A 26269-nucleotide genomic window follows, 5' to 3' on the forward strand; every position below is an offset into this window, starting at 1 on the left:
CACCTCAGTTGTCCTCGTCGTCCGGCTCGGCCGGGTCGTCGTCCGAAGGGCCGTCCGGTTCCGGTTCGTCGAACCCCGGCGGGGAAAACGGCGGTTCGGGACCACTAGTGAGTTCGTCCGGACTCGGCATCGGCGGTACGTTCGCTCCCGCCACGAGACCCAAAATATCGGTGACGTCCGGGATCGGTTCGGAGCCACCGAAGTGTGCGCCGGTCGTTGGATCCTCACCCACGTCGCTCCCGGACGGTGTACTTGGCGACATCCCTCCGGGCATCTCACCGGAGGAACTGGGTGTTGATCCGACGGCCATAAGCTCCGGTGTGGTACCCACTGCATCACCGGCGAGGAGGTCTTCAGTCGTCTCAAGCGGCGTGAGCCACTCGGCCATCGAACAGTCGAAAAGAACCGCGCTGTGCTCGGCAACGACTAGCAGCCCGCCACCTACGGTCGTGATCGTTAGAATCGGTGAAGAGAATTCGTGTGGATGCCACGCTTGATCGAATCGATTCCACCCCCAGACGGTTCGATCGCTCCGAACGTAGATACACTGTGACGACGGTATAGAAACCTGGCCGGGAGCGGATCCCGAGGCATGGGGACCGATGGGAAGTCCACCGCTCCCCGTCGCATCGCTCTCTCCACCACCGTCCCCACCGCCAGGACCGTTATCTCCGCTTGAATCGTTTCCTTCATCCGGACCGGAGGGCTCCGGATCGCCTGGACCTCCATCCGCCGGTGATCCTTTCTTTCCTTTTCCCCGTTCGATACGCTTGGCCTCGTCTTCCGCCTCTTCGATCTCCCGCTTTGCTTCTTCGACTGCTGCCTCCGCGATCGCCATCCGGAGTTCGGCAATCAGGTCATCTATCAGAGCGACTTCCGCCCCGTTCTCTTGTGCGATCTGTTTTTTTGCCTCGATCTTCGGTAGTTCGTCCTCTAGCAAGTCCTTGAGCCGACCGAGGCCGTTGATTACTGTCGTCATCTACGATATTCCTCCGTGCGATAATCGTCGATCGCAGAATTTATACTATTTATTATATAATAATCATTGCGGCAAGAGAGGCAGGTACGCTCGATCTGATAGACTTTACTGTATCCACCGAACCGCCCCCCTTATCCACCCGCCGCGCCCACTACTGGTATGCAGTGTCGGCAGTGCGCGGGGTCGCTCGAACGTCCCGGGGACTACTGTCTCCGGTGTGAGACGCCCAACGCCGACACCGTGGTCCTCGACCTGGACCGCGAGCGGGCGGAGGTGGCCGTCCTCCTCGACGAGGAGCTCGTCGCCCGGCGGGTCGTCACCACCCGCGAGGAGGACTCAGAGCGGTGGGGACCCACCGAACTGCGGAACTACGCCGGGCAGATCGCCGACGAGGTCCACCGGAAGCGCCCCGAGGAGGTGTACGCAACCGGCGACCGCGACACCCTCAACGCCGTCCGTGCACAGCTCCACTACCCGCTCTACCGGGTCAGGGGCGAGGACCCCGTCGAGGCCGTCAGGTCGCGTCGGGACGAGGAACCGCTCGAAGTGGTCGAGAAGTCCGTCGCCGAGAAGATCGGAGGGATGCACTCGACGCTCATCGGGAACCGGGACGGGATGCGGGCCGTCGAGACGGTCGCGGGTCACCCGCACGTGAAGAAGGTCGTCCCCGGCCCCATCGACGCGGGGGGGTCGGGGTCGAACTCGGGGGTCCGGGCGAAGGCGACCCGCGCCGACGGGAAGGGGAACGTCCGGCTCCTGGTCCGCGACGGATCGAGCGTCCAGGAGAACCGCGTCGTCACCACCGCACGCGACCGCGAGTCCGGCGAGTGGATACGCGAGGACCTCAACGAGGCGCTCGGCGAGGCCGGACTGCAGGAGTGAGGAGTAGCGCGCCGGCCGGCGTCCCCGGCGCGGAGCTGTCGGCGGTAGCTTTATCCCCTCCAATATCTTTTCTGTCACGTTATGCCCGAAACCGGCTGGGTGCGCTACACGCCCCACGCGCTCGTCGCCACGGTGGTGTTCGAGTTCATGCACATCGCCGACGAGCTGGCCGGGAACTGGGCCCCGTTCACGCCTATCAACGAGCCGACGATCGCCGCCATCAGCATGGGGATCTTCACCTTCTTCGGGCTCTGGGGGCTGTGGTGGAGCCTCGAGGAGCGGCCCTGGGGCTACGGGCTCGCCGCGCTGTTCGGGCTGTTCTTCGGCGTCGCGGAGGTCTGGCATCTCGTCGACGACGCGAACATGACGCTCTTCCGGTGGGTCGTCGTCCTCCTGGCGCAGGCCTGTGCCGCCGTCGTGATCGCGCTCGGCGCGAGCGGCCTCTGGAGACACAAGCCCTGGCGAGGGAGCCGGGCGGCCGGCGTCTGAGCCGAACCGCTCCCCACTCGATCCCGCACCGCTCTCGACCCCACCGCTACGCCGGGAAGACCCCGTCGGGTCCCGGGACGGCCCAGAGGTTCGCCGCGACCTCGAGCATCAGGCCGTCGAGCTCCTCGGTCATATCGAGGTACCAGAACTCCAGCCCCTCGAACCGGCCGCTCTGGATCACCGGGATCCCGGCGGCCTCGTACGTCTCGACCACGGCACGGGGGTCGTCGTAGGCGAAACAGCCGACGTGGTGGATTCCCGACCCGCCCGAATCGAGGTGTTCGGTGTAGGTGCTCTCCCCTTCGAGGGGCTCGATCAGTTCGACGTTCACCCCCGGGAGGCCGGGGTTCGGGAGCGAGGCGAGCGGGCTCCGGTGATCGGTACTCGACGCGCCGAGCCCGAGCCGGTCGCGGAGCGCCGTCACCCAGTCGACGAGCCGTCTCAGTACCCCCGACGGGAGGACCTTCGACAGCAGGTCGACCGGCCCCCCGACGTCCGAGAGCGCGACCCGCATCGAGTAGTCGGTCGGCTCGCCGCGGACGGTCGTGTGCGCGAGCCGTGGGGGCTCGTACCGGTAGAGTAGCCAGGGCTCGATCCCGAGGAGGCGGCCGAACCGACGCATGGCGTCCTCGAGGTCATCGACGACGAACGCGACGTGGGAGATCTCCGGGAGCGGGACGCCTACACGCGGGACGGTACCGTGAGTCATGGACACTCGTCGTCGTCAGTGGGGATTAACCTGACCTCGGTCGCCACGGCGTCCGGGTGTCGGTCGCGTGCCCGAATCGGGCAAACCGATATATCCGCCCGGGAGCCTCTCTTCCGGCGTGAGTCACCGTGTCACAGGTCACGACGGACACCGAGCGGGTCGTGCGGGAGTACCTGACCGTCTGGAACGACCGGGCGTACGAGAAGATCCCCGAGGTGGTCGCGGAGTCGTTCGTCATGTACGACCCCTGGGCCATCGCCGGTGATCTCCCGGGACCGAGGGGTGAGGTCCACGGCCGCGACGGCCTCGAACCGTTCGTCCGCGGGGTCGTCGCGGGGTTTCCCGACTTCCACGTCGAGATCCTCGATATGTTCTGCGAGGGCGACGCGGCGATGTACACCGGCCGGATCGGCCTGACCCACGAGGCCGACTTCTGCTGGATCCCGCCGACCGGCCGGCGCTGTGAGTTCCGCTACATGGGAGTGATCCGGGTCGCCGACGGCCGGGTGGTCGAACACCGGGTCTACCCCCCGCTGCTGGACATCCTCGACGGGTTCGGGTTCACGTCCCCGGCGGTCGTTCCCTACCTCCCGCGGCTCGCCTGGGCGGCGGCGAGACAGCTCGGCAGGTCGCTCCGTCGGCGTCGGATCCGCCACGGTACCAGTTAACACTGGTTCGTGCCACTGGAGTGCATGGGACTCGACACCGGGACGGCGCTCGTGACGGGCGCGTCCGCGGGCATCGGACGGGCGCTGGCCGAACAGTTCGGGAGCGAGGGACACGACGTGGTGCTGGTCGCGCGCCGCGAGGGTCGACTCCGGGAGGCGAGCGACGAGATCGAGGCCGCACACGGCGTCACGGCCCACGTCGCGCCGGCCGACCTCTCGGAACGGGAGGCCCGCGACGCGCTCTACGCGGACGTCGGAGAGCGGGGGATCGAGGTCGACTACCTCGTCAACAACGCCGGCGTCGGCACGCAGGGAAAGTTCACCGAGATCGACCTCGACCGTGACCTCGCGCTCGTGGAACTGAACGTCGCCGCCCCGACGCACCTCACGAAGCTGTTCGCCCGCGACATGGTCGAGCGGGGGCGCGGCGGCGTGCTCAACGTCACCTCCACCGCCGCGTTCCAGCCAGGGCCGTACATGTCGACCTACTACGCCTCGAAGGCCTACGAGCTGTGGTTCTCACAGGGGCTCTACGAGGAGCTTCGCGGGGACGGCGTGACCGTCACCGCGCTCTGCTCCGGGCCGGTGGCGACGGAGTTCCAGGAGCGGGCCGAGATGACGGACGTACCCATCGGGCGACGGGACAGCGGACTGATCCGGTGGCTCGACGCCGAGACGGTCGCGCGGGTCGGCTACGAGGGGCTCGCGGACGGGAAGGCAGTCGTCGTCCCCGGCACGGCGAACAGGGTAGTCCGGGTGGCGGCGAAGCTACTGCCCTCGTCGGTGGCGCGGAAACTGGCCGCGCGGGTCAACCGCTGAATCCGCGAGCGCGACTCGCAGGGTTTATTCCCCCGTCGGACCCACCTACGGCTACTATGGCCAAGAGCAAGGTCGGCAGCGCGGGTCGATTCGGCGCCCGATACGGGCGCGTCTCCCGCCGCCGCGTCAAGGAGATCGAGGACGACATGCGGAACTCGAAGGTCGACGGCGACGACGTCAAGCGCCTCGGCACCGGCGTCTGGGTGAACGAGGAGACCGGCGAGACGTTCACCGGCGGGGCGTACCGCCCGATCACCCCCGCCGGTCGGACCGTCCGCCGGTCGATCCGCGCCGCCCTCTCGGAGGGCGAGAGCGCGGCCGACGTGACCGCCGACGCCGAGGACGAGGGCGTCGCGGCCGACGACGCGAGCGAGTGAGATGAGCTACAAGTGTTCGCGGTGCAAGCGCGACGTCGAACTCGACTCCTACGGCGGCGTCCGGTGTCCGTACTGCGGCCACCGCGTCCTGCTGAAGGAGCGCTCGCCCGACGTCAAGGAGATACGGGTCGAGTAGCGACCGACCGCCGGTGACCGGGAGCGTGGCCGACGCGCCACACGCGGCCGAACTCGTCTTCGACTACAGTACCCCGGAACGGGCACGACTGCTCGCCCGCAGCGTCGCCCAGGAGCTCGACGAGATCGAGGGCGACCGCACCCGGGCGACCGTCGAGGCCCGGGACCGATCGGTCGTCGTCGAGATCGCGGCCGACGATCTGGTCGCGCTGCGAGCGGGTGTGAACACCTGGGCGACGCTGGTCGAGGTGGCCGAGCGGGCCGCGCGCGTCGGCGATAGCGTTTAAACCGGGGCGCTGAAACCCCCGGTATATGATAGAAACGGCGTGCTGGATACAGAGGGTGGATTCAGTACAATAGCCACTGCTGCCCACGGGGAGCTGACCGCGTCAGTACAATCGGCAGGCGCCCCCATCGGCCAGCACGTCAGATCTTGGTAGATCTCCCGCGAGAGCCCTCCACTCCCACACTTCCTGGCTCACTCCGTGCCCATGTTTAAGTGGGTCTTCGTCGCAGTAGCTACTGACGTAATGGTAGACCCCACCGAGACCGTCCATATCGAGAACGTCGTCGCCTCTACCGGGATCGGGACCGAGCTCAACCTCGAACAGCTCGCAATGGACCTCCAGGGGGCCGATTACAATCCTGAGAATTTCCCGGGCGTCGTCTACCGTCTCCAGGATCCCAAAGCAGCGACACTCATCTTCCGCTCCGGCAAGATCGTGTGTACAGGCGCGAAATCGATTGACGACGTCCACACGGCCTGCCAGCGTGTCTTCGACGATCTCCGTGACCTCGGCGTCGACGTCGATGACGACCCCGAAGTCATCGTCCAGAACATCGTTGCCTCTGCGGATATCGGCGACAGCCTCAACCTCAATGCCATCGCCATCGGGTTCGGTCTCGAGAACATTGAGTACGAACCCGAACAGTTCCCCGGCCTCGTCTACCGCATCGACGATCCCAAGGTCGTCGCGCTGCTCTTCGGCAGTGGCAAACTCGTGATTACAGGAGGGAAAACACCGAGCGACGCGAAACGTGCGGTGGCAGTGATCATTGAGCGGCTCACCGAGGTTGGCATGGCCCCTACCCCGATGTAACCGTAGGGCCGATCGTCTATCCCGGTGTCCGCTCGGGGCAGTTGGCCTCCGGCCGGGGCGTCGAACATCCTCCCGGTTCGGGTTCCGTGTCGAACGATTCGAGTGGCGTGAGGCTGCCCCACCTCCTCTGACCGATTCGCGCGCTGTATACAGCACGACCTCTGAAGCGTATCACGGATTGAGAACTCCGACAAGGTCATTTGAGCGACCTCGAACCGTTTTCACCGTGGCCGCACAGGTCGGTGTATGGTCGACGCCCGCGAGTACCACGAGCGGACGAAACACTCCCCGCAAAGCGTCCGTGAGGGCGCGTTCCGGCTCGACCGGTCGAACCAGCCGCGGCCGTACAAGATCTACGAGGACCTGCCGCGGTTCTCCCCGCCCGGGTCCCCGGACCCGCCCGACGAACCGATGCTGTCGGCGCTCGCCCAGCCCCGGGCGGAACCGACGTGCGGGCCGGACGACGCGGGCGACCCTGACATACACACGCTCTGTCACTACGCGACGGGCGTGACGAAGGAGCTCGACCGGGGCGGGCGGACGATGCGCTTCCGCGCGGCGTCCTGCACCGGCAAACTCTACCACATCGACCTCTACGCCGTCGCGGGTGACTGCGGTGCGTTCGACCCGGGCGTCTACCACTTCGACCCCCATCACGACCGGTTCGACGTCCTCCGCGAGGGCGACTATCGGGGCGTTCTCGCCGGGGCGGCGGGCGGACACGACGCGGTGGCGGACGCGCCGGTGACGTTCGTCGCCACCTCCGAGTGGTGGCGCAACGCCTGGAAGTACCGCGATCGGACCTACCGGCACGCGTTCTGGGACTCCGGTACCGTGCTGGCGAACCTGCTGGCGGTCGCCCACGGAGCGGGCCAGCGCGCGTCCGTCGTCACCGGGTTCGCGGACGAACCCGTCGCGGAACTGCTCGGCGTCGACCCCGACGAGGAGGCCCCCCTGGAACTCGTCCCGGTCGGCGACGGCGATCCGGTTCCGGGGACGCCGACGGTCGAGCCCATCGACCCGGCGGAAGCGCCGCTCTCGGAGGATCCGGTCGACTACCCGCTCGTCCCCGACGCATGGCGGCAGAGCACGCTCCCCGACGGGGAGTCGGCGAACGAGTGGCGAGAGCGCGGGAGCGGGGAGTTCGGCACCCATCCACCGGGAGACGGAGAGCGAATCGAGCTCGACCCCGTGGACGCCGCGACCGCGTCGGCCCGGCCGGTCGGCGCGACAATCGAGCGCCGAGGGTCGCTCCGCGAGTACAGCCACGAGCCGGTGAGCGCCCGGAAGTTCGCCACGATACTCGATCGGGCGCTTCGAGGGACGCCGACAGATCTCGCGGACGACTCGCTCCTCGACTGCTACTGCCTGGTCCACGCGGTCGAGGGGATCGAGCGCGGGGCCTACCAGTACCACCCCGGAGCGAACGTCCTGGAGCGAGTGGGCGAGACCGATCGTGAAGCGGCCGGTCACCTCGCGCTCGACCAGCCGGTCGTCGGGGACGCAGCGGCGAACGTCTACCTGCTCGCCGACGTCGAGCGCGTCGTCGAGCGGCTCGGGAACCGCGGCTACCGGCTCGCACAGTTAGAGGGGGGTATCGCCCTCGGACGGCTCTACCTCGCCACCTACGCCCACCTCGGCCTCGGCGGCCGCGGGTTCACCTTCTACGACGACCTCGTGACGGAGCACCTCTCGCCGTGGGCCGCCGATCGGACCCCGATGACGATGTTCGCGCTCGGGAAGGCCGACCGGTAGGCCGACAGTCGTCTCTCCTTCATTCGTTCTCGGAGTCGCTGGCCGGTCCCGCTCGCTACTCGGCAGTCGCAGCCCCGGCTCCTTCGCTCGCCTCCACCTCCTCGGAGCCGCCCGTGATGACGACGGGACGCGTCGCGTCGAGCGTGACGGCCTGACTGACGCTGCCGAACAGGAGCGACCCGAGCGGCGAGCGCTTCCGGCCGCCGAGGACGATCATGTCGGCGTCGATCTCGTCGGCCGCCCGCAGGATCTGCTCCGCCGGGTCGCCGAACCGGGTCGCGGTCTCGACGCGGATACCGCTGGTCCGCAGGCTGTCCTGGGCCATACTCCCGGTCGGGAGCTGGCCGATCGAGGTCGATTCGGCCGTCTCCCTGTCGTCGAAGACGTGCAACAGCGTCGCCTCGACCCCACCCTCCGCACCGGGCAACGACGCGACGGCGTCTACCTGCGCCGCGGTCCTGGACTCGCTGGTGTCGAGTGGTAGCAGTACTCGATACATATGCTAACACTGGCCACTCATAGTACATAATTATTGTTGTCGTACTCCGGAGAGTCGCCCGCGTCTTCGGCGGCTCGGCGGGGTGTCCACTCGGATCTACGACCAGGAACGCTCGCGGACCCGGCCCTCGCGAGTCGTGACACGGACCGACCGTTCGTCGTGGCCTCTCGCCCGAACGACGGATCCGAACGCCCGACCGGGGCCGGGGGCGAGCCGGGCCGTCAGCCGTACCGGTCGGCGTGGGTCGAGCAGAACTCGGGCTCTCGCAGCTGCGCCTCGATCAGCGCCTCCTGTCGGTGGGCGTCGAACAGCCGACAACGTTCCGCCTCACAGAACGCCTCGCCCGTCTCGAGGTAGTGGATCGCCTGCAGGACGTACCCCTCGAGGGCCTCGGTCGTCCGTGGGTCGTCCTCGACCAGGAACGCCCCCTCGACCTCGTTTTCGAGCACCTCGCGGGGCGGCGTGTCCCCCGAGACGAGCGTGTGTTTCCCCTTCTCACGGTAGTACGTCTCCGGCTTTGCGGGGGCCTCGTAGAGCCCGGGGACGGAGACGGGCGCGAGCGGACCGAGGACGTTCACGCGCTTGTGCCAGCGGCCGTCCGCGCCCCACGTGCCGAGGACGCGGTCGAGCAGCGGGACGTGGAGGCGGTCGAGCGAGCGCTCCTCGTCGGGGAGCCGCCGTTCGAGCAGCTCCTGGACCGCGAACCCGTCGTAGATGACGCCCCCGGCTCGCTCGGGGTGATCGAGCGCCTGCTCCTCGTAGCGAACGATGCCGAGCATCGTGTTGCCCGTCTCGCGCTCGTACGGCGAGACGACCCGCGTCTCGGCGAGCTCACGGGCGAGCTCCCCGTCCCGGTACCGGTCGAGGAAGCGGTCGCACACCTCGACCGTCGCGTCGACACGGGGACGGAGCCACGCCGCGATCTCGGTCGCGTCCGCGACCGTCGTGGGCGCGCGGTACAGGCGGACGTGGTCGACCATCCGGCGTTCCGGTGGATCAGTCGGCTCCGGCCGCGCGGGAGGTCATCTCGACGGGCTCGGCGTCCACGCCGAGTTCGTCGATCGCGGTCTGGGCGGCGCGCTTGCCCGAGACGAGCATCGCGCCGAACGTCGGCCCCATCCGGGGGAGCCCGTACGTCGTGGCGACGGCCATCCCGGTCACCACGAGCCCGTCGTGGGCCAGCCCGGTGTGCTCGACGACGGCGTCCTCGCTCTCGCCGACCCACATCGAGTCGTGGCCCGGCGAGTCGTGGCCCGGCGCGCCGTACTCCTCGTCGCCCGTCGCGTCCATCCCCGTGTTGTGCTCCCGTGCGTGCTGGATGCCGGGCGCGTCGAGCACCCCCCGCTCGTCCAGCTTCGAGACCGCGACGGCCTCGTGGCCGGTCGCGTCGATCACCAGGTCCCCCTCGACGGCGATCGGGTCGACACAGGTGATCTCCCGGGGCAGGGCGTGGACCGGCGTCCAGTTCATCACGATGCCGCCGACGCGGTGGTCCTCCCGGATCACGATGTCGGTGAACTCGGTCATGTTCTGCATCTTCGCGCCGGCGTCACACGCCGCCTTGATCAGCCCGGAGCAGGCCTCCGGGCCGTTGGCGACGTACAGCCCCTCGGAGTCCTGTGCCGGCTTGTAGTCGACGCGGAGCTCGTCGAGGACGCCCTCGGCGGGCCCTCGCACCGTCACCTTGTTCATCAGGAACCCGCCGAGCCAGAACCCACCGCCGAGATAGTTGTTCTTCTCGACGACCATCGTCTTCACGCCCCGTTCGGCGAGCTCCTTGGCGGCCATCAGCCCCGACGGGCCGCCCCCGACGACGATCACGTCGCTGTCCGAGAAGTCCATGAACTCCTCGGTCCACTCCTGGCCGATCGCGCGGGTCACTTCCGCCTCGCCGACGTCGCTGAACTGTTCGGGCTGGTTCATACCACCTAGTAGTAACACCGGGTGCTCGGATAAGTCCTTGGGACGCGCCGCTGTCGGGAGCCGTGTGCGCAATGGGGGGCGATGCGACGCCGAGGAGGGCGAAGACGACGGTGAGGTCGACTCCAGGGGTTCAGTCGGAGGCGACCCGCTCCCGGCCGGCCATCGAGTCGAAGACGCGCTCGCGGAGTTCGTCGAGCGAGACGCCGTCACCGGGCCCGATGCCGCCGAGGTGGTCGACCGAGAGCTGGCCGCCGCCCATCCGGGCGTGTCCGCCGGCGTCGGCCATCGGGATGTCGGCGACGACGCGACGGAGGCACTCGCCCATGTGGATGCGGTCGTCGCGCGACCGGCCCGAGAGGTGGAGCGTCCCGTCCGACTCCCCGCCGACGACGACGGCGGTCACCCCTTCGAGCCGCAGGAGCTCGTCGGCGGCCTGTCCGAGCGCGTCCACGTTCGAGACCGGCCCGACGAACGAGCAGACGAACGGCCCGTCCTTCCGCCGGTTCGTCGCCGCCCGGGCCTTCACGTCGAGCGTGCCGGCGTCGACCGGCGGGTTGGCGATCCGGTCGAGCGCCTCGGGGTTCGCCGCCGGGAAGAGGAACGCGGCAGCGGCGAAGTCCGCGTCCGTACAGCCCCGCGAGAAGTTCGTCGTGTCGGACTGGATGCCGTAGAGCAGGCCCGTGGCGAGGTCCTCGGGGACGTGCCGACCCCCGCTGCTGTCGGTCCGCCACCCGATATCCCGGAGGTACTCGGTGACGATGGCCGCACAGGCCCCGTACTCCGGGCGGACGTCGGTGAACGCTCTCCCCTCCCCCTGGCCGGGGTGGTGGTCGACGACGGCGTACGGCGAGAGCCCGCCCGCGCCGGCGAACCCGCGGGGCTCGTTGTGGTCGACGAGGACGACGCGATCGCCGGCCAGCCCCTCGTCCGCCGGAAGATGCTGCATCTCCACCCCGAGAACGGTCTTCATCGCGCGGTTCTCCTCGTGGCGGATCTCCCCGGGGTACCGGACGACCGCCTCGGTGCCGGCGTAGTCGGCGATGCGGCTGACGGCGAGTGCGCTCGCCATCGCGTCCGGGTCCGGGTTCGGGTGCGTGAGGACGACCACCCGATCGACGCGACCGAGCGCGCGGACCAGCCGATCGGCCGGCGTCCGTCGGAGGAACCGCACCGCGAGGTACCCGACGGCCAGGACGGCCACGACCGCCACGACCGCGATAACGGCCCGTTCGGGGCTCGACTGTGCCGCCTCGACGAGGTCACCGGCCTGCCGGACCACGGGCTGAGCGACCCCGAAATCGAGGGACATGTGCGGCGGGATTTGGATCGGAATTAAAAGTACTTTCCCCTGCCTCCAGCGCTCGTATTCGTCACCGAAACGGCCTCAGCGGGCCTCATCACCACCATTCGTGGCCGTATACGCCTCGATGGCGGCCCCGTACCCCTCCCGAAACGTCGGGTACGCGAACTCGTAGCCGAGCGAGCGGAGCCGGTCGTTCGAACACCGCTTGCTCGTCAGTATCCGCCGCTCGGCCGCCCGAGAGAGGTCCCCCGCGTCGAGACGCTCCTGCTTGGTTCGCTTCGGGGGACGCTCGACGCCGCACTCGTCGGCCAGCCAGTCCGCGAACGCGTGCTTGTCGGCCGGCTCGTCGTCGACCGCCAGTACCACCTCCGCGTCGATCCCCTCCTCGAGCAGGAACTCGACGACTCCGGCGGCGTCGTCCCGGTGGATCATGTTCAGGTAGCCCGCCGTGACCGGTCCCTCCAGGTACCGCTCCAGCCGGTAGCGATCGGGACCGTAGAGCCCGGCAAACCGGGCGACCTGCCCCTCGATGCCGCGTTCGTGGAACTCCTCGCGGGCGATCCGTTCGGCCTCGACCAGCACCTCCGTCTTCTCCGTCGTCGGCTCCAGGGGCGTCTCCTCGTCCACCCAGCCCCCGCCGTGGTCCCCGTAGACACCGGTACTGGAGGTGTAGACGTACCGGTCCGGCACCGCCCCGCGTCCGGCGAACTCCCGCAGGACCGCCCGCTGGCCGTCGACGTACACCTCGCGGGCGGCCGCCGCACCCCGACCACCCGAGGAGGCGGCGAACACCACCCAGTCGGCGTCGGGGATCCGCGAGAGGTCGTCCGGATCGGTCACGTCCGCGCGGACGGCCTCGAACCCCGCGTCCTCGATGGCGGCACACCCGGCTCCGGACCGCCGGACGCCGACCACCTCGTGATCGTCGCGGAGCCGTCGTCCCAGTTCCAGCCCGACGTACCCACAGCCGAGTATGGCGACGCGCATCGCTACTGGCGCGTCTGGAGGTACCGGTGGACGTCGGCGAACTCCCGGAGCGTCATCGGGAACCGCCCCTCGACCTTCGCCTGGAGTTCGCGCGCCTCCAGGTCGCTCTCGACCCCGCGGGCCAGCGCCTCGACGTCGACGACCGCGTTCGTCATCCCAATCAGGAGCGCGTCGCGGTCGAGCGCGGCGACGGTGTCCCCGTCCTCCTCGACGCCGAGCGCGAGCAGCGCGGCCGCCTCCTCGAGGGTGAGTTCGGGCCCCTCACCCGCGAGAAGCGCGTCGACGGTCTCGCGGTCCACGCCCGAGCGCTCGCTCGCCTCGGACGGGCCGACCTCCTCGACGGTCTCGACCAGCAGCGCCTCGTAACGGCCGTACAGTTCGTCCGCGGAGTGGTCCCCGGGGTCGTCGACGGCGTCGTGGAACATGCCCGGGAGTACGCGACCGGCGGTTAAGTTCGTACGGTCTCGCGCCCGCGAACGCGGGAAACGCGTAGTCGGAGATCTCGACCCGGAAGTATCAGATACAGATAAAATCTGCGTTAACAGGTGACATGGAGCGGCCTCGAACCGGCTCCGATCGCCGTTTCACTCGCTCCCGCGGTGGCCTCCCGTGGATCCGAAAACGGGGCACAACGGGTCCGAGACTGACGAAACAGTCCGCAACAGTCGAGCAACAGTCGAAACCGTCTGGGGCGTTTATTCTACATCCCTGGAACGTACGGATCGACGATGAACTCCACGACGACCGCGCAGCCCCCCGAGGAGGAGACTGCGCGCCCGGCGTCGGGCCCCGACCTGCGGACCACCGACGCCACGACCGAGACGGAGGAGGAAGAGGAGTCGCTGTCCCGGGACGAGCTGTTCCACCTGCTGCAGAACTCGCGTCGACGGGCGGTCCTGCGGTACCTGCGCGGGCGCGAGGGGCCGGTACGGATGCGCGACGTGGCCGAGCAGGTCGCGGCGTGGGAACACGGGACGACGGTCGCGCGGCTCACCTCCGAGGAGCGCCAGCGGGTCTACATCGCGCTGTACCAGTCCCACCTCGACACCCTCGCCGAGGCCGGCGTCATCGACTACAACAAACCCCGGGGGGTCATCGAGCCCCGGCCGCTGCTCGACCGCGTCGCCTCGTTCCTCGACCCGGACTGGTCCGACGAGGGCGAGGACGAGGCGGATGGGGGCGAACCCGAGGCGGACGGGAGCGACTGGGACCGGGGGTACCTGGGCGTCGCGGCCGCGGGGTCGCTCCTCCTCTTCGGGACCGCGCTCGACGTCTCGGTGCTCGGGGCGCTGTCGAACCTCGTCACCGCCGGCATCATCCTGACGGCGTTCACCCTGCTGACGCTGGCGAAGCTCGCCTCCGAGTGGGACGGGTCCGAACCGGTCGACTCCGAGTAGGAATAGCGGAGCGGATCGTTCGGAGGCTGACACTCGTTTCCGTTCCTGCTGTGGCCGTAGCAGGGGGCTACCGGTGACCGCCCGGTACCCGGCAGCACCCTCGACCGGTCCTACCGCCCGGCGGCCTCCTCGGCCTCCGCTCGTTCGGCCATCATCGAGGCGGCCGTCCCGGCCCAGTCCCCCCAGAGGAATCCCGCGGCGGCGACCGCGGCCCAGCAGACGTACGAGAGGACGACCCCCACGTAGACGCCGAACAGCCCGTAGCCGAGGGGGACCGCGAGGAGGTACGAGAGGCCGAGCATGAACACGAACGCCCCCAGCAGCCGGGCGTAGAAGGGCGTTCGCGTGTCGCCCGCCCCCCGGAGTGCGCCCGCGAGCGGGAAGAACACCCCGAAGAACACCATCGAGACGCCGAAGACGCGGGTGAACTGCACCGCGTACCGCGCCGTGGTCCGGTCGTCGGTGAAGAGGTTCGCCAGCGCCTCGCTCCCCACGAACAGGACGACACCGGCGAGACCCAGCAGGACGACTCCGAACCCGAGGATGGCCGTCGCAGCGTAGCGCGCCTCCTCGGGGTCGCCCTGGCCGAGCCGCTGGCCGACGATGATGCTCGTGACGGTGCTGAGCGAACGGTACAGCGGGCCCGTGAGCTGCTGGTAGATCCGCCGGCCGATGTGGTAGGCCGCCGCCGCCTCGGTGCCGAACAGCAGGAGGAGGGCATTAAATGGAAAGTTCGCGAGCGAGGTGCTCATCCCCTCGGCGAACGTCGGCGTGCTCACCGCGACGAGCTGGCGGGTGACCGTGGGGTCGCGCGGCCGTGTGAGCGAGACTGGGGTCCACCGGGTCGTCATCGCGCCGGTGATGACGACCGCCTCCAGCAGGCGGCTGATCGCCGTCGCCAGGCCGACACCGAGGATACCTAGCCGAGGCGCGACACCGATGCCGAGACCGAGGGAGACCGTCAGCAGGATGTTCAGCGCGTTCGTGCCCCCGTTGACGAGCATCGGCGTCCGCGTGTCGCCGGCCCCCTGGAGCGAGCGGGCCCCCACGAGGCCGACGATCCGCATCGGTGCGGCGACGAACACCACGAGCAGGTACGTCCCGCCCAGTTCGACGACGGCCTGCTCGGCCCCCAGAATCGAGATCAGGTCGTGGCTGAACAGGAGGCCGACGACGACCAGCGGGAGCCCGCAGAGCGCGCCGATGAGGAGCGCCTGGGTGATGGCGCGGTCGCGCCCGAGGTCCGCGCCCCGGCCCGTGTCCTGACTGGAGAGGGCGATGGCACCCGCGCCGAGGCCGAGTCCCACCCGGAGGGGAATCTGCGCGTACAGGTCGGCGAGACCGATGGCGGCGACGGCGGCCGGCGAGAACAGCCCGGTGACGACGATGTCGACCGTCCGCATCAGCGTGTTGAGCGTCTGCTGGACGGCGATGGGCCACCCCAGGCCGATCATCCGGCCGTAGATCGAGCGGACCCGCGCCGGGAGTCTACGCATCCGGATCGGTCGACGAGAGGGGGGCTTAACAGAACACCGGTGCTAAGTCCCCTTCCTCAAGGAACGGACCGCGTCAGCGGTGAACGAGTAGGGTGGGGTAGTTCACGGAGACGCCGGTCACCCGGCGGAACGGATCGTCGGTCGCCCCTCGACTCGTGCGATTCGCCGGGCCTCGGGACACCATCCACGCGTCCGGTGTCGAGTACGCGGGCGAACCCGGAGGATTTCGGGGAGCCGCGGGAGAACCGATTTCGCGACGAACGACCGCAGAACCCACAGGTAACCGAGTAGCGGCTGGAGCGAGCGGCACCCGACGTAGCCGGGGGCTCCGTCCGTCCCCTCCCGCTACCGCCCGAGGCCCTCCTGACCTGCGATCGTATTCAGTTGAATCTCGTCGGTCCCCTCGACGATCCGGAAGATGCGGGCCTGGTGGAGTTTGTCCATGAACTCGTTCTCCTCGGCGAGCCCCATCCCGCCGTGGACCTGGACGACGTCGTCGGCGACCTCCCAGAACGTGTTGGTGGCGAACCACTTGAGGACCGACGAGTCGGTGATCGCCCGCTCGCCCTGGTCGATCTTCCAGGCGCACCGGAGTCCGGCGGCGTCGGCGGCGTACGTCTTCGCGCGGCCCTCCGCGATCTTGTGTGAGACGCCCTGGAACTCACCTATCGAGTGGCCGAACGCCTCGCGGTCGTTGGCGTACTCGGTCGCCCGGTCGAGGAGCCACTCGGAACTGCCGACCGCCTGCGCCCCGATCTCGACGCGCCCGAGCGAGAGGAAGCCCATCGCCTCGTAGAACGCCCCGTCGACCTCGCCGAGGACGCGGTCCTCGGGGACGCGCACGTCGTCGAGTAGCACCTCGGCCTGGAGCCCCACCGAACCGACGGCGTTGTTGAGCGAGCCGAGTTCGTACTCGTCGCGCTCGACGATGAAGCAGGTGATACCCCCGTACCGGCCGGCCTCCTCCTGTGGGGTTGTCCGGGCGAACACCTGCAGGAAGTCGGCGTAGGGGGCGTTGGTGATCCACTGTTTGGTCCCGTCGATGATCCACTCGTCGCCCTCCTTCTCGGCGCGCGTGTCCATGTTCGGCGAGTCCGACCCGACCCCGGGCTCGGTCTGGCCGAACCCCGTCGACTTCTCCGCCCGCATCACGGGGTCGAGGTAGCGCTCGACCTGCTCTCCCTCGGCCTGGGCGAGCAGCGGCTTCGGTCCCTCGGGGCCCGCGAGCACCTGCCCGGTGAGCGGCGTCCCCATCGCGGCGAGGTGCCTGTTCGCCCGGTACCAGGTGACCGTCGAGACGTCGTCACCGCCGACCTCCTCGGGCATGTTCATCGCGTAGAAGCCCGCCTCCGCGCTCCGGCGGCGGACCTCCCGCATCGCCTCGATCACCTCCTCGGTCAGTCGGCCGTCCGGTTCGTGCCCGAGCCGCGGGTTGGTGAGCGTCTCGCCCAGCTCGTCGGCGATCGGCGCGACCTCACTCTCGACGAACTCGTCGAGGCTCTGGAGGATGAGTCGGGTCTCCTCGTCGGTTCCGAACGCGACGCCCGACGTATCGCCTGTCGCTTCTGACATACTGTGTCACGGTATATATCAGGAGACACATAACCCCTCGTCCCGCCGCAGTCGGCCTCTCACCGGGCTCCGGCGACCGACACCGCGACCGATCACTGAAGCCGCCGAGCGCTGACTGACCGGATACGCAGGCGTGCACGCAGTCGACGCCGCCCGTATCCGGTGTGGCGGGCGCGACGGCTCGGTTCACGACCCCACCGGCGTGCCCCGGCCGCCGAACGGTCGAAGGCGGTGGAGCGGCGCAACGACGTCTCCGGAGTCGACGACGAAGGGGACGTGATCTGCGGCGGCGGCGAGCAGATAACACGCCGCCCGAGGGGAGCGGCCGGGAACGACACCGCTGACGTCCAGGTCGACGCGTGGGACGAGCCGACGACGATCAGTCCGTACCGCTCGCCGCCCGCATCGCCTCGATGTGGTCGCGGGCTGTCGGCCCCACGTCTGGGTGCCACTCGATGAACTGGAGCTGGACCCCGTGCCACGATCCGGGGTGGATCGTCGCCTCGTCGCGGACGCCGGGCACCGTATCCTCCATGACGACCTCGGCACCCGCCGCCGTGACGGCCGCGACGGTCGACCCCAGGTCCTCGACGTTGACACCCATGTGGTGGATACCCGGTCCCCGGCGCTCGATGTAGTCGGCCATGAAGCTCCCCGGGGAGGTCGGTTGGATGAGCGTGAACATATCCTCGCCGGCTAGCATGTACGCCGTCCGGTACCCCCACTCCTGGCTGTCCTTCGTGAAGACGTGCTCGGTCCCCGCGGGGCCGGTGAAGTCCCCGACCGCCGCGTCCAGGTCCTCGACGGCGATCGCCACGTGGTCGATCTGGTACATCGAAGCCCCGTCGACGGGTCCGTATATCAGCGTTTCCCGCCCGAGAACTGCCCGGTACCCACGACGAGTTCGTCACGTCTCCCTCCTCCCCTGTGACCGACCGCTAACTATCATTGTATTAATTTTTCCCAAGCTGTTCACCCACCCGCGGTGGCTCGGACGCCACGGGACGTCGCGTACCGTCGGGTGCGGCCGCACTCGTGCCGACCGACGGATCGACCGCCGGCGACCTCCCCATTTATACGACCCCCCGCACATCGTCCCCAGGAAGCAGGATGAGTACGATCCGATCCCTCGAAACCCGGCACTGCGATGCGGGATGGCGCAACTACCACTTCGTCCGCGTCGAGACGGACGACGGCACCGTCGGCTGGAGCGAGTTCGACGAGAACCTGGGTGCCACGGGCATCACCACGGTCGTCGAGGACATGGCCGAGACGGTGATCGGCGAGCCCGTCGAGGCCGTCGAGCGCGTCCGGGCGAAGCTCGTCCCCCGGGTGCGCCAGTCCTACACCGGCGTCGGGGCGATGGCCGTCGGCGCGATCGAGAACGCCCTCCTCGACGCGAAGGCCAGGGAGATGGGCGTCCCCTGCGTGGACCTGCTCGGCGGCGCGGTCCGCGAGGAGATACCGGTCTACTGGTCGCACTGTGGCACCTACCGCATCGGCGACCGGGGGGACTACTACGATTCGGTCGAGACCCTGGACGACGTGGTCGCCCTCGGCGAGGAGGTACGGGACAGCCAGTTCGGCGCGCTGAAGACCAACATCTTCGACTTCCGCGGCGAGGAGCCCTCGCCCTGGCGGCCCGGGTTCGGCGAGCCGTACCAGCCCTCGCTGACCATCGAGGACGACCAGCTGGCTGCCCAGCGCGAGTACCTCGAAGCGCTACGGGAGGGCGCGGGCCCGAACACCGACATCCTCCTCGACCTCAACTACAACCTGAAACCGGAGGGGTACATCCGGATGCTCAGGGAACTCGAGGACTTCGACCTGTTCTGGGCGGAGATGGACCTGCCCAGCGCGGAGGCGCTGGCGGACGTCCGACGGAAGAGCCCGCACACCATCGCCTCCTGTGAGGCGCTCGTCCCCCACGAGTCGTTCGTGCCCTACCTGTCCGAGCAGGCGACCGACGTGGTCATCATCGACGCGCTCTGGAACGGCGTCCAGCACACGGTGCGGATCGCCTCGATGGTCGACGCCCACCAGCTCCACGTCGCCCCGCACAACTACTACGGCCACCTGGGTACGTTCATGAACGCCCACTGGGCGGCGGCGGTCCCGAACCTGCGGATCATGGAGACGGACATCGACCGGCTCCCCTGGGACGACGACCTGTTCACGACCGCCCCGGAGTACGAGGACGGCAAGCTACAGCTCCCCGAAGGGGCCGGCTGGGGCTGTGAGCCCGACGAGGACGCGCTCGCGGAACACCCCGTCGAGGACTGACTCGGGGCCGTCACTGAGCCCCGGCGAAGACCCCGGTCCCTTCCCGTTCCGGACCGAGGCGAACTGGTCGGGAACGGGGCGGGCTCCGTGCGATCGGCTCGGCCGTCTCCGGCACCGGGGACGAACCTGCCTTCTCGGGCCCGAGACGAGGAGCGAATCGACCCGTCCAGCACTCCCGCGAGGGGAAGAGGACTCGGCGTCCGCTACTTCGGCGGCCGGAGCCGGTAGTACCGCCGGTTGAGCTCGAACATGTACCCCTCGCGCATCGACTTCAGCACCGCGTAGGAGATGACGGCGGCCACGGGCGGCACGAGGAACGTCAGATCGAACAGGAGGCGTGGATCCAGCGGGACGAGATTCTTCGCCGAGTAGGCGGCGATCGTGAACGCGAAGGCGACACCGCCGACGCCGACAGCCGCCCAGAACGGCTGCTCGACGGGCCGGCGGGCGCTGCCCTTGTTCAGGAACGGGACGATGGCGATGAACCCGACGACGACGAGGTTCGCCACCACGCCGTAGGTCCGGTCGGCCATCAGTTTCGACCCGCCGAGCAGCGCGAGGTTGGGGTTGAGCGGCCCGAGCTTCAGCAGCCCGAACGACCAGTAGAGATACCAGTCCGGCAGGATGATTCCAGGGGTCGACTGCGGGTTGGCCGGCGCGCCGATATGCGGCGGGAGCGCCGCCGCCAGGAAGACGAGCATCCCGGTGAAGAAGCTCGTGAGCGCGAGGTTGCGGACCATCTCGTGGGGCCACGTCGGGAACGCCAGCACGTCCCGCTCGACGTAGTCCGACTCCATCCGCAGGTCCTGGTCCTCGCGCCTGGCGCGCTCGAAGTACTCGTAGGTCAGCCGGGAGAGCCCCTGCTTGCGCTCCTTGCGCTCCTCCCACGTCGGCACCGCTCCGTCGGGCGGGACGATACCGGTGCCGTCGGCTCGAACGTCCTCGTCGGACGGGTTCTCGTCGGTCAGTGTCTCGTCTACGCTCTCCGTGTCGTCGCTCATTGGTCTGTCGTGTGCGGGGATTCGTCCGCTACTGCCCGGTGGGTCGGGACGGTGACCCGTCGCGGGTTGCCGTCAGTCCACCGTCGGCTCGATTCGCCGCGGTCAGCGGGGGCTGTTCCGACTCGTCGCGACCGATTGAACGGCTCATCGCCTGTGCCGAACGCCTGGTGTCGCCTCCCGGTCGGGCCGGCGGTATCGGGGGGCTGCCCGGGATCGGCGGCGAACGTCCGTCCGCTCGGCGCAAGCGGTGGCGGGGCCTCGTGCCGACGGCCGGGACGTGAGACGGGGAACGCAGATGCTCGGAAGGGGCGCGAGTCCGCGTTCCCGGGTGGTGGAGGGGGGAGGGAGTCGACCAGGGCGGTCCGACACGTTCTGGGGGCAGTCGCGATGGTGATGTAAGCGTTTCCAGCAGAAAGTTTGTGTTGACTATGTTTCAAATTCGACGGGGTGAGGCGACCGGCCCGAAAGGGAGCGGTGTCCGCGAGACGGTCCCTTCGCGGGCGGGTCGGTGGTCCGAATCGGGGAGTTTGAGTACCGGCGACCGCAGGTGCGAGCAGAGACGTGATGGACGCGCAGGTCTCACCCGGGAAACTGGAGGAGGTGTTCGGACTCGTCGCCAACCAGTCCCGTATCGACGTCCTGCTGGAGCTCTGGAAGCAGTATCCCGATCCGATCGCGTTCTCCGACCTCAGGACGGCGGTCGGGATGGAGAACTCCGGGAAGTTCAACTACCACCTGAACGTCCTCCGCCCGGAGTTCGTCCGGAAGGGAGAGGAGGGGTACCGCCTCACGTTCGCCGGCAGGGAGGCCATCGGTGTGTCCGTCTCCGGTAGTTTCACGGCGGCCGACACGGTCGACATCGGTCGGGTCCCGGCGGGGACGTGTATGTTCTGCACTGGGAGACTCGAAGCGGTCTACGAGGAGGGTCACGTCGTCGTCACCTGCTCCGACTGCGAGGAGCTGCTCGCGAAGCTCCCCATCTCACCCATCTCGATCTCCACCGTCGAGCCGGAACGGGTCCCGGACGTGTTCAGTGATCACCTCCTGATCCTCGCTCACACGCTCAGTTCGGGGTTCTGCACCCACTGTCGTGGGCGTGTCGAGGCGTCGCTCACCGCGCTCTCCGACGAGGAGTCGGTCACGTATCGGGACACGCTCGACGTCCGTTTCGACTGCCAGCAGTGCGGCGACTGGACGAACCTCAACGTCGGGGGCGTCCTGATGAACCACCCCGTGGTCACGGCGTTCCTGTTCGGTGCCGGTATCGACCTGCACGACCGGGGGACGTACGTGTGGGAGGTCCTGCCGCTACTCGATCCGGACGAGAACCTGGCCGGTGGCGAGGATCCCCGGCTCGAACTCCGGTTCGAGATCGACGAGCGGCTGCTCGAACTGACGGTCGACGACTCCGTCACCGTCGTCGACTACGAGTATCCGTGACCGCCTCCCGTGATAGTCCGCGGAGACCGACCACCCATGCGGGTTCGGCCGACGACGGCGACGTCCGAGTTGATCGGAGCCAACCGCCGGCCTCAGCCCCGGGCGGCCACCCAGATGCCGATCCCGCCCATGAGGAACCCGGGGAGCGTCGCGAGCAGTCCGGCGTAGAGGAACGGGGTGCCGGCCAGCACGGCGGGGCGGATCACCAGCCGCAGGTAGACGAGCAGCGGCACGAGCACGAGCGAGAGCCCGACACCGCCCACGACGAGCGGCCAGTCCGAGGTCACGAGACCACCTCGTGACCGGGGGACCCGATCTCGCCCGTCACGGTGTCGAACGAGACGAACTGGCCCGCCGCGATCCGCCTCGGCTCGGAACGGAGGGCTCCACGGTGACTCACCCGACCGATCGCGTGAGCGCCTCCAGGGCGGTGATCGGGCGGACATGCCGGGACGACGTTCGTTCTCCTCCCGACGCACCCGGAGGAAGAGGGCAGGTCACTGACGCACATCACGAAGGCCATTCGATGCGGGAACGGGAACCGATGACTCCGGATATCTACGAGGAGTTTATAACCAGGGGGGAGCCGGGAACGCTTTTCGGGCGCCGTGCCGAACCGGCCGCCGATGAAACGTGTACGAATAACTATACACCCACAGGAGCTCGACAACCCCGACCTGTACGAAGTGCTGACGGAGGCCCCGTACGTCTCGGAGGTCCGGACGGTGAACTGGAACAACGAGACGCCGCCGGTCGGGTTCCTGCTGTGGATCCGGGGGGACTACCGGCGTCTGGAGTCGGACATCGTTGCCGACCCCGTGATCTCGAACTACGAGATCCTCCCGCTCACCGACGAGGAGTGTCACTGCTTCCTCGAAGGGAGGGGGACGGCCGACGCGCGGGCGCTCTGGGCGAACTTCAATCGCGGGAGCCTGATGACGATCCCGCCGGTCGAGTGGAACGACGACGGGAGCAGCACGTTCACGCTCGTCGGCACCGAGGCCGACATCCAGACCGCGGTCGAGGAGGTCCCCGAGACGGCCCCGGTCGACGTCGAACGGGTCGGGGGGCGGTCGGTCCGCCCCGAGAGCGTCGTCGGCGAGCTATCGGACAGACAGCGCGAGGCGGTCGAGACGGCCGTCTCCGTCGGCTACTACGACACGCCCCGCGACGCGACGGCCGAGACGGTCGCCGCGGAGATGGGGTGTGCGCGCTCGACCGCCGCGGAGCACCTCCAGCGAGCGGAGGCGAAGACGATGCTCGCCCTCTTCGGGGAGTGATTCGCCGGGAGTCCGGAGACGGATCCGATCCGCCGTTCGTCCGAACGGGGTGTCGGATCCCGGCTGGAGCCAACGCGACGATTCGGCGACCGGCTATCTTTCATCAAGGAGAGAATCCCGCCGTGTACGGCGGGCGTGAATCCGACACCCCGCACACGTATGTTGTCCGGAGGGTGGGTCAGTATCACCGACACAAAAGAACTGAGATACCTCCGAGTCACCGGGGCAGAACCAGTGGAACCCACCGGCCGATAGGAGTAACGGGGGCGTGGCACTCCCATCGGCACGTCGGGTCGTACACGTACGTTCCCAACCCAGCGGTGCGGGACCGTGGGAAGCCTCGCCGGTTACGGCGAGGAGGATGTCACACTCGACCTACTCCGAGTCCCGTTCGAACATCGCCATCACGCCGCCCCCGCCGCCGACGCTCATCCCGACGAACCCCCGGGTGAGGTTCTCGCGTTCGAGTTCGTACAGCAACGAGGCGGCGATCATCCCCCCGGACGCGCCGATTGGGTGGCCGTACGCCACCGCCCCCCCGCGGGTGTTCAGCCGGTCGTGCGGGACCCCCACCCGGTCCATCACGTGGATCATCTGCGCGGCGAACGCCTCGTTCACCTCGAACCGGTCGACCGCATCGACGGCGAGGTCGTTCCGTTCGAGGAGCGCCTCGACGCTCGCGGCGACGGCGTCGTTGAACCACTTGGGGTCGCGGTACTCGACGGCGTAGTCGGTGAAGCGGGCCTTCGGATCGAGACCGTGGGCCTCGGCGGCGTCGGCGGTAGCGAGGAGGAGAAAGCCCGCACCGTCGCTCAGTTTCGAGGCGTTGCCCGGCGTGATGGTCCCGTCCTCGGCGAACGGCGTCGGGAGCGAGCCGAGCGCCTCCATCGAAGTGTCCTTCCGGGGTCCCTCGTCGGCGTCGACGATCCCGTCGGGCGTCTCGACGGGGACGATCTCCGCGTCGAACAGCCCCGCCTCGGTCGCCCTCGCGGCCCGGCGGTTCGACTCGAGGGCGTACTCGTCCTGCGGTTCGCGGGTGATCCCCTCGCGCTCGACGAGCGCCTCGGTCAGCTCCCCCATGTGGGCGTCGTAGGAGACGTCCCAGAGCGCGTCGTAGATCATCGTATCCCGGAGCGTGGCGTCGCCGTAGCGCCGGCCCTTCCGGTAGTCGGGTATCGCGTAGGGCGCGTTCGTCATCGACTCCATCCCACCCGCGATCGCGAACTCCCCGCGTCCGGCGGCGAGGTGGTCGCGGGCGGTCATGAGCGCCCTGACGCCCGATCCGGACGCCTCGTTGACGGTCGTCACGGGAACCCCCTTCGGGAGTCGCGAGGCGTAGACCGCCTGCCGCCCGGGAACCTGTCCGACCGCCGCCTGGATGGCGTTGCCCACGGTGACGTAGTCGACGGCACCGGGATCGAGGTCGATCCGGTCGAGGAGGCCGTCCAGCGCCGCCCGCCCGAGGTCGACCGCCCCGAGATCGGCCAACCCGCCGAGGAGTGCGCCGTGAGGGGTGCGTGCACCGTCGACGACCACGATGTCGGTCATGCGTCCACTCCGGTGTCGAGCCACATAACGGTGTGTCGGTAGTCCTGGCCCCGATCAGCTCGGGGCCCGTCGTCGACGATGGCTCCCGCCCCCAGAGGCGGACCGGCGATCACTCCTCCTCGTCGACCGTCGCGACCGCCTCGCGGAGTCGATCGACGTGCCCGTCGACGACGCCGAGGGTCGCGTCTGCGTCGGCATACCCCGCCTCGTACTCGTCCATCGCGTCGTCGTACGCCCGGAGGAACCGCTCGACCGCCGCATCGGTGTCGGTCATGACCGGGCGGAGTCGCGGCTGGTACTTGAGCCTCCGGACTCGCCGGGAGCGGGTGCGAGGTGGGGGTGTTCTCGGGACCGATTCGTTCGTGCTACGGCGCGAGCGCGGGGCGCTACAGGCTGTTCCGGATGCGCTCGAAGAACCCCTGTTCGACCTCGACGTCCTCGCCGCCGGCCTCCGCGAACGCCTCCAGCGCCTCGCGCTGTTCCTCGTTCAACTCACTGGGCGTGACGACCTGCACCTGGACGTAGAGGTCGCCGTGGCCGCGGCGCTGGAGCCGGGGCATCCCCTTGCCCTTCAGCCGGAGCACCTCGCCGGACTGGGTTCCGGGGTCGACCTCCGTCTCGACGGCACCGTCCATCGTCGGCACCTCGATGGTGTCGCCGAAGACCGCCTGCGGGAACGACACCCCGAGCCGGTAGTAGAGGTCGTCGCCCTCGCGGTCGAACTCCGCGTGCTCGCGTACGCTGATCTCCACGAGGAGGTCGCCGTTGGGGCCGCGGTTCTCGCCGGGCGCGCCCTCGCCGTCCATCCGGAGGGTCTGGCCGTCCCTGATACCAGCGGGCACGTCGACCTGGAGGGTCGACTCGGCGCGGATCTGCCCGTCGCCCCGGCAGGTCGAACAGGTCTCGGAGTAGAGCGTTCCGTCGCCGCCACACCGCGTGCAGGTCTGGGTCTGCTGGACCCTGCCCAGGGGGCTCTGCCGGACCGTCGTCTGCTGGCCCTGCCCGTCGCACTGCGGGCACGTCTCGGCCTCCGCCTCCGGCGGGTGGCCCTCCCCGTCGCAGTCCGGACACCGCTCCGGACGGGTGATGGTCATCTGCTTGGCCGCGCCCTCGTAGGCCTCCTCCAGGCTGACGTCGAGCGTCGTCCGGAGGTCGGCGCCCTGGCGCGGTCCGTTCCGGTCGCGGCCCCCACCGCCACCGCCGAAGAACTGCTCGAAGATGTCGTTCATGTCGCCGAACCCACCACCCATTCCGCCGAACGGGTCCCCGCCGCCCGCGCCCCCGGCACCACCGTCGAACCCGCCGCGCTTCTCGGCCTGCTCGAAGCGCTCGTGGCCCATCCGGTCGTACGCCTGGCGCTTCTCCTCGTCCGTGAGGACCTCCTTGGCCTTCTTCACCCGCTTGAACTTCTCCTCGGCGTCGGGGTCGTCGCTCACGTCCGGGTGGTACTCCGACGCCTTCTTCCGGTAAGCCCGCTTGATCTCGTCCTTGTCCGCGTCGCGCGAGACGCCGAGCACCTCGTAGAAGTCCTCGCTCATTCGTTGCGCGGTGATAGTCCGTTGACCCACTTGAAAAGAACGGGTCGAACGTGGCGCGTGTCACTCGACCTACCAAAGCGCGTTTCAGC

At 68.8% G+C, this 26269-nt stretch carries 29 protein-coding genes; 13 read left to right on the forward strand and 16 right to left on the reverse strand.

The window, feature by feature from the left end:
• Nucleotides 1-4 precede the first annotated feature (4 nt).
• Nucleotides 5-979: a hypothetical protein gene (locus WDJ58_RS07695; protein WP_338917075.1), complete on the reverse strand. Its 975-nt coding sequence runs from the start codon at nt 977-979 to the stop codon at nt 5-7.
• 159 nt (nt 980-1138) lie between these two features.
• Between WDJ58_RS07695 and WDJ58_RS07700 the strand changes: the two genes are divergently transcribed.
• Nucleotides 1139-1861, forward strand: coding sequence for a DUF2103 domain-containing protein (locus WDJ58_RS07700; protein ID WP_338917076.1), 723 nt, complete (start codon nt 1139-1141; stop codon nt 1859-1861).
• Between the two features lie 81 nt (nt 1862-1942).
• A complete protein-coding gene (locus WDJ58_RS07705; RefSeq protein ID WP_338917077.1) occupies nt 1943-2350 on the forward strand; it encodes a hypothetical protein in 408 nt (135 codons plus the stop codon).
• Between the two features lie 46 nt (nt 2351-2396).
• Here WDJ58_RS07705 and WDJ58_RS07710 read toward each other — a convergent pair whose 3' ends face one another.
• Complete coding sequence (locus WDJ58_RS07710; protein ID WP_338917078.1) at nt 2397-3059, reverse strand: VOC family protein; 663 nt, start codon at nt 3057-3059, stop codon at nt 2397-2399.
• A 128-nt stretch (nt 3060-3187) separates the two neighbouring features.
• On the opposite strand from WDJ58_RS07710, the gene WDJ58_RS07715 reads away from it, so the two are divergent.
• From WDJ58_RS07715 to WDJ58_RS07745, 7 genes are all read left to right on the forward strand, one after another.
• Entirely contained in the window at nt 3188-3727 is a 540-nt protein-coding gene (locus WDJ58_RS07715) for an ester cyclase (RefSeq protein WP_338917079.1), read from the forward strand.
• A gap of 24 nt (nt 3728-3751) precedes the next feature.
• Nucleotides 3752-4546 (forward strand): SDR family NAD(P)-dependent oxidoreductase, encoded by a 795-nt coding sequence (locus WDJ58_RS07720; RefSeq protein ID WP_338917080.1) that lies wholly within the window; start codon nt 3752-3754, stop codon nt 4544-4546.
• Nucleotides 4547-4602: 56 nt separating this feature from the next.
• A complete protein-coding gene (locus WDJ58_RS07725; protein ID WP_338917081.1) occupies nt 4603-4923 on the forward strand; it encodes a 50S ribosomal protein L37ae in 321 nt (106 codons plus the stop codon).
• 1 nt (nt 4924) lies between these two features.
• Nucleotides 4925-5059, forward strand: coding sequence for a DNA-directed RNA polymerase subunit P (locus WDJ58_RS07730; RefSeq protein ID WP_338917083.1), 135 nt, complete (start codon nt 4925-4927; stop codon nt 5057-5059).
• A 13-nt stretch (nt 5060-5072) separates the two neighbouring features.
• Nucleotides 5073-5345, forward strand: a complete 273-nt coding sequence (locus tag WDJ58_RS07735) for a KEOPS complex subunit Pcc1 (protein WP_338917084.1) — start codon at nt 5073-5075, stop codon at nt 5343-5345.
• Between the two features lie 243 nt (nt 5346-5588).
• Nucleotides 5589-6158, forward strand: coding sequence for a TATA-box-binding protein (locus WDJ58_RS07740; RefSeq protein ID WP_338917085.1), 570 nt, complete (start codon nt 5589-5591; stop codon nt 6156-6158).
• Between the two features lie 246 nt (nt 6159-6404).
• On the forward strand, nt 6405-7913 hold the full coding sequence (locus WDJ58_RS07745; RefSeq protein WP_338917086.1) for a SagB/ThcOx family dehydrogenase: 1509 nt from the start codon (nt 6405-6407) through the stop codon (nt 7911-7913).
• Nucleotides 7914-7968: 55 nt separating this feature from the next.
• Here the strand turns inward: WDJ58_RS07745 and WDJ58_RS07750 are convergent, their stop codons facing one another.
• From WDJ58_RS07750 to WDJ58_RS07775, 6 genes are all read right to left on the reverse strand, one after another.
• Nucleotides 7969-8412 carry a universal stress protein gene (locus WDJ58_RS07750; protein ID WP_338917087.1) on the reverse strand — a complete coding sequence of 148 codons (444 nt, stop codon included), beginning with the start codon at nt 8410-8412 and terminating at the stop codon, nt 7969-7971.
• A 221-nt stretch (nt 8413-8633) separates the two neighbouring features.
• Nucleotides 8634-9392 carry a DUF7001 family protein gene (locus tag WDJ58_RS07755; protein WP_338917088.1) on the reverse strand — a complete coding sequence of 253 codons (759 nt, stop codon included), beginning with the start codon at nt 9390-9392 and terminating at the stop codon, nt 8634-8636.
• Nucleotides 9393-9408: 16 nt separating this feature from the next.
• A complete protein-coding gene (locus WDJ58_RS07760) occupies nt 9409-10335 on the reverse strand; it encodes a sulfide-dependent adenosine diphosphate thiazole synthase (protein ID WP_338917089.1) in 927 nt (308 codons plus the stop codon).
• 130 nt (nt 10336-10465) lie between these two features.
• Nucleotides 10466-11644: a DHH family phosphoesterase gene (locus tag WDJ58_RS07765; protein ID WP_338917091.1), complete on the reverse strand. Its 1179-nt coding sequence runs from the start codon at nt 11642-11644 to the stop codon at nt 10466-10468.
• A 75-nt stretch (nt 11645-11719) separates the two neighbouring features.
• Nucleotides 11720-12625 carry an SDR family oxidoreductase gene (locus WDJ58_RS07770; RefSeq protein ID WP_338917092.1) on the reverse strand — a complete coding sequence of 302 codons (906 nt, stop codon included), beginning with the start codon at nt 12623-12625 and terminating at the stop codon, nt 11720-11722.
• A gap of 2 nt (nt 12626-12627) precedes the next feature.
• Nucleotides 12628-13050 (reverse strand): DUF5791 family protein, encoded by a 423-nt coding sequence (locus tag WDJ58_RS07775; protein ID WP_338917093.1) that lies wholly within the window; start codon nt 13048-13050, stop codon nt 12628-12630.
• Nucleotides 13051-13353: 303 nt separating this feature from the next.
• Here WDJ58_RS07775 and WDJ58_RS07780 point away from each other — a divergent pair, with 303 nt between their 5' ends.
• Nucleotides 13354-14022, forward strand: a complete 669-nt coding sequence (locus tag WDJ58_RS07780) for a DUF7344 domain-containing protein (protein WP_338917094.1) — start codon at nt 13354-13356, stop codon at nt 14020-14022.
• 110 nt (nt 14023-14132) lie between these two features.
• Here WDJ58_RS07780 and WDJ58_RS07785 read toward each other — a convergent pair whose 3' ends face one another.
• The 3 genes from WDJ58_RS07785 to WDJ58_RS07795 form a co-directional block, all read right to left on the reverse strand.
• The gene (locus tag WDJ58_RS07785; RefSeq protein WP_338917096.1) at nt 14133-15518 is read right to left on the reverse strand and encodes an MATE family efflux transporter; all 1386 of its coding nucleotides are present in this window, start codon (nt 15516-15518) and stop codon (nt 14133-14135) included.
• A gap of 345 nt (nt 15519-15863) precedes the next feature.
• A complete protein-coding gene (locus WDJ58_RS07790; protein WP_338917097.1) occupies nt 15864-17090 on the reverse strand; it encodes an acyl-CoA dehydrogenase family protein in 1227 nt (408 codons plus the stop codon).
• Nucleotides 17091-17469: 379 nt separating this feature from the next.
• Complete coding sequence (locus WDJ58_RS07795) at nt 17470-17925, reverse strand: VOC family protein (RefSeq protein WP_338917098.1); 456 nt, start codon at nt 17923-17925, stop codon at nt 17470-17472.
• A gap of 275 nt (nt 17926-18200) precedes the next feature.
• Here WDJ58_RS07795 and WDJ58_RS07800 point away from each other — a divergent pair, with 275 nt between their 5' ends.
• Nucleotides 18201-19373, forward strand: coding sequence for a mandelate racemase/muconate lactonizing enzyme family protein (locus WDJ58_RS07800; RefSeq protein ID WP_338917099.1), 1173 nt, complete (start codon nt 18201-18203; stop codon nt 19371-19373).
• Nucleotides 19374-19576: 203 nt separating this feature from the next.
• Here WDJ58_RS07800 and WDJ58_RS07805 read toward each other — a convergent pair whose 3' ends face one another.
• On the reverse strand, nt 19577-20374 hold the full coding sequence (locus WDJ58_RS07805; protein WP_338917101.1) for a cytochrome bc complex cytochrome b subunit: 798 nt from the start codon (nt 20372-20374) through the stop codon (nt 19577-19579).
• Between the two features lie 564 nt (nt 20375-20938).
• Here WDJ58_RS07805 and WDJ58_RS07810 point away from each other — a divergent pair.
• Nucleotides 20939-21814, forward strand: coding sequence for a DUF7351 domain-containing protein (locus tag WDJ58_RS07810; RefSeq protein ID WP_338917102.1), 876 nt, complete (start codon nt 20939-20941; stop codon nt 21812-21814).
• Nucleotides 21815-21906: 92 nt separating this feature from the next.
• Here the strand turns inward: WDJ58_RS07810 and WDJ58_RS07815 are convergent, their stop codons facing one another.
• Nucleotides 21907-22101, reverse strand: coding sequence for a hypothetical protein (locus tag WDJ58_RS07815; protein ID WP_338917103.1), 195 nt, complete (start codon nt 22099-22101; stop codon nt 21907-21909).
• A gap of 339 nt (nt 22102-22440) precedes the next feature.
• Here WDJ58_RS07815 and WDJ58_RS07820 point away from each other — a divergent pair, with 339 nt between their 5' ends.
• Nucleotides 22441-23094 (forward strand): helix-turn-helix domain-containing protein, encoded by a 654-nt coding sequence (locus WDJ58_RS07820; protein WP_338917104.1) that lies wholly within the window; start codon nt 22441-22443, stop codon nt 23092-23094.
• 375 nt (nt 23095-23469) lie between these two features.
• Here the strand turns inward: WDJ58_RS07820 and WDJ58_RS07825 are convergent, their stop codons facing one another.
• The 3 genes from WDJ58_RS07825 to dnaJ all read right to left on the reverse strand — a co-directional run bounded on the left by WDJ58_RS07825 (nt 23470) and on the right by dnaJ (nt 26180).
• Nucleotides 23470-24642 carry a thiolase family protein gene (locus WDJ58_RS07825; protein WP_338917106.1) on the reverse strand — a complete coding sequence of 391 codons (1173 nt, stop codon included), beginning with the start codon at nt 24640-24642 and terminating at the stop codon, nt 23470-23472.
• A gap of 109 nt (nt 24643-24751) precedes the next feature.
• Nucleotides 24752-24916 carry a hypothetical protein gene (locus WDJ58_RS07830; protein ID WP_338917107.1) on the reverse strand — a complete coding sequence of 55 codons (165 nt, stop codon included), beginning with the start codon at nt 24914-24916 and terminating at the stop codon, nt 24752-24754.
• A gap of 112 nt (nt 24917-25028) precedes the next feature.
• Nucleotides 25029-26180: a molecular chaperone DnaJ gene (gene dnaJ / locus WDJ58_RS07835; protein ID WP_338917109.1), complete on the reverse strand. Its 1152-nt coding sequence runs from the start codon at nt 26178-26180 to the stop codon at nt 25029-25031.
• Between the last annotated feature and the right edge of the window lie 89 nt (nt 26181-26269).

The sequence above is a fragment of the Salinirubellus litoreus genome, from assembly GCF_037335815.1.
Classification (GTDB): Archaea; Halobacteriota; Halobacteria; order Halobacteriales; family Haloarculaceae; genus Salinirubellus; species Salinirubellus litoreus.

Bases quoted from the DNA above. Each gene is read 5' to 3' on its own strand.
- WDJ58_RS07695 (WP_338917075.1), bottom strand. From the start codon at position 979: ATGACGACAGTAATCAACGGCCTCGGTCGGCTCAAGGACTTGCTAGAG.
- WDJ58_RS07700 (WP_338917076.1), top strand. From the start codon at position 1,139: ATGCAGTGTCGGCAGTGCGCGGGGTCGCTCGAACGTCCCGGGGACTAC.
- WDJ58_RS07705 (WP_338917077.1), top strand. From the start codon at position 1,943: ATGCCCGAAACCGGCTGGGTGCGCTACACGCCCCACGCGCTCGTCGCC.
- WDJ58_RS07710 (WP_338917078.1), bottom strand. From the start codon at position 3,059: ATGACTCACGGTACCGTCCCGCGTGTAGGCGTCCCGCTCCCGGAGATC.
- WDJ58_RS07720 (WP_338917080.1), top strand. From the start codon at position 3,752: ATGGGACTCGACACCGGGACGGCGCTCGTGACGGGCGCGTCCGCGGGC.
- WDJ58_RS07725 (WP_338917081.1), top strand. From the start codon at position 4,603: ATGGCCAAGAGCAAGGTCGGCAGCGCGGGTCGATTCGGCGCCCGATAC.
- WDJ58_RS07730 (WP_338917083.1), top strand. From the start codon at position 4,925: ATGAGCTACAAGTGTTCGCGGTGCAAGCGCGACGTCGAACTCGACTCC.
- WDJ58_RS07740 (WP_338917085.1), top strand. From the start codon at position 5,589: ATGGTAGACCCCACCGAGACCGTCCATATCGAGAACGTCGTCGCCTCT.
- WDJ58_RS07745 (WP_338917086.1), top strand. From the start codon at position 6,405: ATGGTCGACGCCCGCGAGTACCACGAGCGGACGAAACACTCCCCGCAA.
- WDJ58_RS07750 (WP_338917087.1), bottom strand. From the start codon at position 8,412: ATGTATCGAGTACTGCTACCACTCGACACCAGCGAGTCCAGGACCGCG.
- WDJ58_RS07755 (WP_338917088.1), bottom strand. From the start codon at position 9,392: ATGGTCGACCACGTCCGCCTGTACCGCGCGCCCACGACGGTCGCGGAC.
- WDJ58_RS07760 (WP_338917089.1), bottom strand. From the start codon at position 10,335: ATGAACCAGCCCGAACAGTTCAGCGACGTCGGCGAGGCGGAAGTGACC.
- WDJ58_RS07765 (WP_338917091.1), bottom strand. From the start codon at position 11,644: ATGTCCCTCGATTTCGGGGTCGCTCAGCCCGTGGTCCGGCAGGCCGGT.
- WDJ58_RS07770 (WP_338917092.1), bottom strand. From the start codon at position 12,625: ATGCGCGTCGCCATACTCGGCTGTGGGTACGTCGGGCTGGAACTGGGA.
- WDJ58_RS07775 (WP_338917093.1), bottom strand. From the start codon at position 13,050: ATGTTCCACGACGCCGTCGACGACCCCGGGGACCACTCCGCGGACGAA.
- WDJ58_RS07780 (WP_338917094.1), top strand. From the start codon at position 13,354: ATGAACTCCACGACGACCGCGCAGCCCCCCGAGGAGGAGACTGCGCGC.
- WDJ58_RS07785 (WP_338917096.1), bottom strand. From the start codon at position 15,518: ATGCGTAGACTCCCGGCGCGGGTCCGCTCGATCTACGGCCGGATGATC.
- WDJ58_RS07790 (WP_338917097.1), bottom strand. From the start codon at position 17,090: ATGTCAGAAGCGACAGGCGATACGTCGGGCGTCGCGTTCGGAACCGAC.
- WDJ58_RS07795 (WP_338917098.1), bottom strand. From the start codon at position 17,925: ATGTACCAGATCGACCACGTGGCGATCGCCGTCGAGGACCTGGACGCG.
- WDJ58_RS07800 (WP_338917099.1), top strand. From the start codon at position 18,201: ATGAGTACGATCCGATCCCTCGAAACCCGGCACTGCGATGCGGGATGG.
- WDJ58_RS07805 (WP_338917101.1), bottom strand. From the start codon at position 20,374: ATGAGCGACGACACGGAGAGCGTAGACGAGACACTGACCGACGAGAAC.
- WDJ58_RS07810 (WP_338917102.1), top strand. From the start codon at position 20,939: ATGGACGCGCAGGTCTCACCCGGGAAACTGGAGGAGGTGTTCGGACTC.
- WDJ58_RS07820 (WP_338917104.1), top strand. From the start codon at position 22,441: ATGAAACGTGTACGAATAACTATACACCCACAGGAGCTCGACAACCCC.
- WDJ58_RS07825 (WP_338917106.1), bottom strand. From the start codon at position 24,642: ATGACCGACATCGTGGTCGTCGACGGTGCACGCACCCCTCACGGCGCA.
- WDJ58_RS07830 (WP_338917107.1), bottom strand. From the start codon at position 24,916: ATGACCGACACCGATGCGGCGGTCGAGCGGTTCCTCCGGGCGTACGAC.
- dnaJ (WP_338917109.1), bottom strand. From the start codon at position 26,180: ATGAGCGAGGACTTCTACGAGGTGCTCGGCGTCTCGCGCGACGCGGAC.